The organism is Pedobacter nyackensis (assembly GCF_900176505.1).
GTDB lineage: Bacteria > Bacteroidota > Bacteroidia > Sphingobacteriales > Sphingobacteriaceae > Pedobacter > Pedobacter nyackensis.
This window is the reverse complement of sequence record NZ_FWYB01000011.1, coordinates 177257-182870: the sequence shown is the minus strand read 5'-3', so window position 1 is coordinate 182870 and position 5614 is coordinate 177257. Positions and strand designations below refer to the sequence as shown.

The 5614-nt window shown below is 42.4% G+C and carries 3 protein-coding genes and 1 pseudogene; all 4 read right to left on the bottom strand.

Going from position 1 to position 5614, the window contains the following annotated elements; all coding sequences use genetic code 11:
* A pseudogene (locus B9A18_RS18415) lies at positions 1-1472 on the bottom strand (collagen-like protein); the annotation flags it as partial.
* A 24-nt stretch (positions 1473-1496) separates the two neighbouring features.
* Complete coding sequence (locus B9A18_RS18410) at positions 1497-2000, bottom strand: T9SS type B sorting domain-containing protein (protein WP_084291012.1); 504 nt, start codon at positions 1998-2000, stop codon at positions 1497-1499.
* Positions 2001-2308: 308 nt separating this feature from the next.
* Positions 2309-3187, bottom strand: a complete 879-nt coding sequence (locus B9A18_RS18405; RefSeq protein WP_235005373.1) for a PorP/SprF family type IX secretion system membrane protein — start codon at positions 3185-3187, stop codon at positions 2309-2311.
* Positions 3188-3238: 51 nt separating this feature from the next.
* Positions 3239-5614, bottom strand: a 2376-nt coding sequence (locus B9A18_RS18400; RefSeq protein WP_200816390.1) for a beta strand repeat-containing protein, incomplete at its 5' end; no start/stop codon positions are given.

Below are 5614 nucleotides of genomic sequence, written 5' to 3'. Positions count from 1 at the left end.
GTAGCCGTAACACCCGTTACCGTACCGGTAAAAGCTGGTGAAGCTAATGGTGCTTTTAAAGCAAGATCAGCTACACTTCCTTTTGCATCTAAAGCTGTCTGGGTTGCAGTACTGATTGGCTTAGCCAAGTCAGAACTATTATCCACATTACCTAAACCTACCATTGCAGCAGTAACGCCTGTTACTATACCAGTAAATGCTGGTGAAGCTAAGGGTGCTTTTAAAGCTAAATCAACAGCACTACCTTTTGCATCCAAAGCTGCTTGTGTAGCGGTACTGATTGGCTTAGCCAAATCTGAAGTATTATCAACATTACCTAAGCCTACCATAGTAGCTGTAACTCCTGTTACTGTACCGGTAAAAGCTGGTGAAGCCAGAGGTGCTTTTAGCGCCAAATCAGTAGCACTACCTTTTGTATCTAAAGCTGCTTGTGTTGCAGTTGATACGGGTTTATTAGCATCGTTGGTATTATCAACATTACCCAGTCCTACCATTGCAGCAGTAACACCTGTTACTGTACCGGTAAATATCGTTGAGCCATTAAATGTTTTATTACCTGAAATTGTTTGTGTCCCTGTAGTAATCACACCACCATTAGATGCATCTGCTGGCGTAAGTTTTAAAACCCCATCATTTAACGTCATCCCATTAGGATCAGAAGCAGCACTGATTGCTCCGATTGAGTTCAAATTACTCAAACCGGGAATCCCCTGTACCCCCTGTATTCCTTGTGGCCCCGTTAAACCAATTGGTCCTTGAGCACCTGGCAAACCTTGTGCTCCAGTTAAACCACTTGGTCCCTGAACACCCGGCAAACCTTGTGCTCCGGCAGGTCCTGTAAGGCCAGTAGCCCCTTGAATTCCTTGCGCTCCCTGAGGACCAGTAGCCGCAGCAGATTCGTTACTAGGCGTCCATTCAGTACCATTCCATTTCAATATTTGTCCTGTTATCGGAGCTGTAACACTGATAGCTGCCCCCTGTAATTTAGTGACTGTAGGATTAGGGTACCTCCCCCCCAAATCGCCCGCAGCTGCCCCCACCGGAGAAGCAGAGCTTGCATATATAGCATAAGGTACTGACTGAAGTTGAGAAGTCCCCATATCAACAAAATTTCTTCCTCCAGCCGGATCAATCTCTACCTGGAGGAACTTATTTCCTGTAGCCCAGTTTATCTCAGCCATTCTCCCGCTTTGCGAAAGAGCCCCGCTGCTACCAATCACAGCTGTAAATAGCCCAAATTTGTTAGTCGTACGCTGTCTGGTTTCCGTGTACACACTAGAACCATTTGCGCCTCCTTCTCTGATGGTTAACCTTAAACTAATAGACTGTTCTGCAACAGCACTCCCATCAGTTTTCCTGGCCACCCCCTGATAATTAATTTGGGGCAGTTGCTGAGCAAACACCTCGGTAAAGCCGAAAAGAATGAATACAAAAGCAATTAAAAGAAAGCGTGATTGGTAAAATTTAGTCATATAAGATTTTAAGTTCTTTGAGTTTTAATTCAGAATAGTGATATAGCCCTTTATAAGGTCGTACCTTCTATCACTTTCAAGTTTGATAATGTAATAGTAGGTACCTTCAGTAAGTGGTGCACCTAACAGACATCCATTCCAGTCATTCTGGTATTTTTTCGCGTGATATATCGTGCGTCCTGAGCGATCAAACACAGTCACCTCATTCTGAGGGAATTTTTCAATACCCTTTATTTCCCAGACATCATTAACCCCATCGCCATTAGGACTAAGAATGTTGACTGGAAAAACGATATATGGGCTGATATTTAGTAAACTGGTAGCTACCGGCTGTAAAAAGCCGCTGGTGATACTTACCTGATTATTAACCATAGTTTCAACAAGCGCAAGTTCCCCTACACTCCACTCGTATATGACGTCCTTTTGCGTGTAAGTACTGCCGGTTGTATTGACAACAGCAGACGATACACGCTGTGCCCGACTACTATAAGCAGCCGACAGCATGAAAAAAAACAGCCAATATCTCATGTAAACATGATAATTTCTGACATATTTAATTACTTAACTCCAATAAAAAATGATTCTCGATTTGTATCCCGACAAATAATATAGAATTCAAAACGAAGGTATTAAATTCGTACGTTTCGCAACCATGTTATAACACAAAATACCTCCAACTATTCAATAGTTGTAAAAACAGAGCAATCACCCCCCTCATAACACACTCAAAAACAGGAGATAATAAATCTATTTCAATACGAAATTTCATAAATTATTTTTCACAAAAAAGCCCCTGTGAATGAATTTCACAGGGGCTTTCCTATTATAACTCGAGGTTACTTGCTCAAATTCAATCTTAAATTTAGTTCAAAACTACCATTGGTGTAACTACTCAAGGCCGAAGTCTGCGTGGTATAAGTACCACTGATCAGGTATTTCTTTTTATAATCCATACCCAAACCGAAGGTAGCATTTTCTGTACTGTGATACATCGCTAACAAAAAGACCTGCTTATTGGCAATACTAAATTGTGCCCCAGCATCCCAAATATTGTCAAACCCTTTCACCCCGCGGTATGCAACTTTAGGTTCTACGTCCATGCCCTCCATTCCTTCGCTGATACCAATTTTATAACTTACCGCTGTATAAAAAGTAGCCACATCAGCCAATTTGATTACATCTTTTTTCAATACACTTTTAAGGTTAGGAATAGCAGCCTGTACATTCAGTTTATCCGAAGTATAAGCTACCCCAAAGTCACCATCCAAATAAGTTTTACGGTCGTTATACTGCCCTACAGTTGGATCATTTGGATTACCATAAATATCCGCATTCTCTAGTCGCTGACTCATGAACCCCAATGACACCCCAAAGTGTAACCTCTGGTTACCTTCATTCAATTGCAGGTGATAAGCATAACTCCCCACTACCCGTGTCTGTCTTTGCAAACCGGCACTTTCATTGTTCACAGTAAGCCCTACACCTACTTTTCCAAAACCATAATCGGCTGTCAGGCTCTGGGTTAAAGGGGAACCCGGTACATTGCTCCAAAGCTTGCGGTAAGCCCCGTTTAATTTTATTCCTTCTCCTGCACCGGCAAAAGCTGGATTAATTAAATACTGGTTGATATAATACTGTGCCGATAATGGGTTCAACTGTGCTTTTACCGTAGTACTGATTGCGCTTACCACAATCAGTACTAATGTTTTATACATTATTCTCATTTCTTTTCCTTAATCTGTTTACTCCGGTCTGGTTATGGTAGACTAATATCCTTCTAAGGTTATAAATCCGGTTGAAGTAGTACCTGTTATAGTTACCTGAGTAGTTGATGTACTAGTTACTACACTGGTTGCAATTTGGTTACTTGCAACCGCACTCGGGCTATAGGTAAAGGCCGTTGGAAACGTATACGTTGCAGTGCCATCCAACGCATTTAAATAGACAATTACCTTTTTATAACTAGTTCCTTGAAATGGCATAGAGAATATAGCATTTCCTGCTACTGAACCACTTGTTGTTGTTTGCAGGGTTGATAGGCCAATAGCACCACTGGTATTAACTAAGGTTACATTGCTATTGCCCAACTGGATTTTATCACTTGCATTAACAACAGCACCATTTCCGATGGCAGTGGCATTGGTTAAAGCACTAGAAGTAACATTAGAATTATACCCTATTGTGGTATTATTACTTCCTGAACTGTTATTACTTCCTGAACTGAACCCAACCGCTACATTATAATTCCCCACGCCATTGTTGTATAAAGACTCCGCCCCCATTGCTGTATTTTTGTTTCCAGTAGTATTGCCCTGTAATGCTTCCTGTCCATAAGCGGCATTTTGATAACCGGTACTGTTACTTATCATGGTTAAATGACCAAAGGCAGCATTATGATGTCCAGTTGAATTTGATTCTAGTGTTTCAAGACCAACTGCCGTATTACTGGCTCCAGTAACATTGCTCAGCATTGATTGTCGCCCAATAGAAATGTTTTGATACCCTGTAGTATTGCTGACTAATGCCTGGTAACCAATGGCAATATTGTCATCTCCAGTGGTAATTGACGTAAGTGCTCCAATACCAATACCTATATTTCTATCTGCACTACTCAGTACACCTGTAGTTTGGTGACCAATCAGCAAACTGTTTGAAAAGTTAGCTCCTCCACTTTTAGAATCAGTAAGTCCGTCCAAAGTTGTTGTTGCAGTTGTTAAGTAAGTATTTGCATCTACACTACCATCTGCTTTTAAGAATTGTGCAGAGGTACCGCCGGTCTTAACAATTGTATTTCCAGTTATTGCTCCAGTTGAAGTAAGCGAGGTCAATGTACCTACAGAAGTAATAGCAGGTTGTGCCGCTGTGGTAACTGTAGCCGCGCTGCCTGATACATTACCGGTCAAATTTGCAGTGATTACACCCGCAGAAAAATCGCCGGAAGCATCTCTTGCAACAATTGTACTTACAGTGTTTGCATTAGTGGCGGTAGTAGCTGAGTTTGACACTTTTCCTGCGGTTGCAATAGTAGCTAACTTGGTATCAACGATCGCTGCGCCGGCAGCAATTTTACTGTTATCTATCGCTCCGCCAGCTATGGCCGGCAAGGCGGCTGTTCCTGTTAAATCTCCAGCCAATTGTATCTTACCAGTCGCAGATACAGTAGCGTCGGGTACGGCAGCTGTTATAATGGCATCTTTTACAAATGCCGTAGTAGCTATTTGTGTAGTATTTGTTCCTGCAGTTGCAGTTGGAGCCAATGGTGTTCCCGTAAGGGTCGGCGATGTCAGATCTGCTTTTAACGCCAAACCGGTAGTCAGCACCCCTTCAGCAGTTGTTGCTCTGGTAACTTCAGCTGTTAAGCCTGTTGTTCCTGTTGCCGAAGCCCCGTCAACATATGTTTTTATAGCCTTAACACTTGGATATTTGATATCAGAAGTTGCATCAACTGAAACATCGGTACTTTTATTTGCAGCAGCTTCTTTGGTAGCTACGGCAGTAGTCAACACACCTTCTGCTGTTGTAGCTCTCGTAACTTCATTAGCCAAACCAGTAGTAAGCACACCTTCAGCAGCTGTTGCTCTGGTAATTTCAGCTGTTAAACCTGTTGTTCCTGTCGCCGAAGCCCCGTCAACATAAGTTTTTATGGCCTTAACACTTGGATATTTAGTATCGAATGCTGCATCGGCTACAACATCAGTTGATTTATTGGCAGCAGCTTCCTTGGTAGCTACAGCAGTAGTCAGCACGCCTTCAGCAGCTGTTGCTCTTGCAACTTCAGTTGTTAACCCTGTTGTTCCTGTTGCCGAAGCTCCGTCAACATAAGTTTTTATGGCCTTAACACTTGGATATTTGGTATCGGAAGCTGCATCGGCTACAACATCTGTTGATTTATTGGCAGCAGCTTCCTTGGTAGCTACAGCGGTAGTCAACACGTCTTCTGCTGCTATTGCCCTTGTAATTTCAGTTGTTAAACCTGTTGTTCCTATTGCCGAAGCCCCATCAACATAAGTCTTTATAGCCTTAACACTTGGATATTTGGTATCGGAGGCTGCATCGGCTGAAACATCGGTACTTTTATTTGCAGCAGCTTCTTTGGCAGCTACAGCGGTAGTCAATACGCCTTCTGCTGTTGTTGCACGTGT

Bases quoted from the DNA above. Each gene is read 5' to 3' on its own strand.
- B9A18_RS18405 (WP_235005373.1), bottom strand. From the start codon at position 3,187: ATGTATAAAACATTAGTACTGATTGTGGTAAGCGCAATCAGTACTACG.
- B9A18_RS18410 (WP_084291012.1), bottom strand. From the start codon at position 2,000: ATGAGATATTGGCTGTTTTTTTTCATGCTGTCGGCTGCTTATAGTAGT.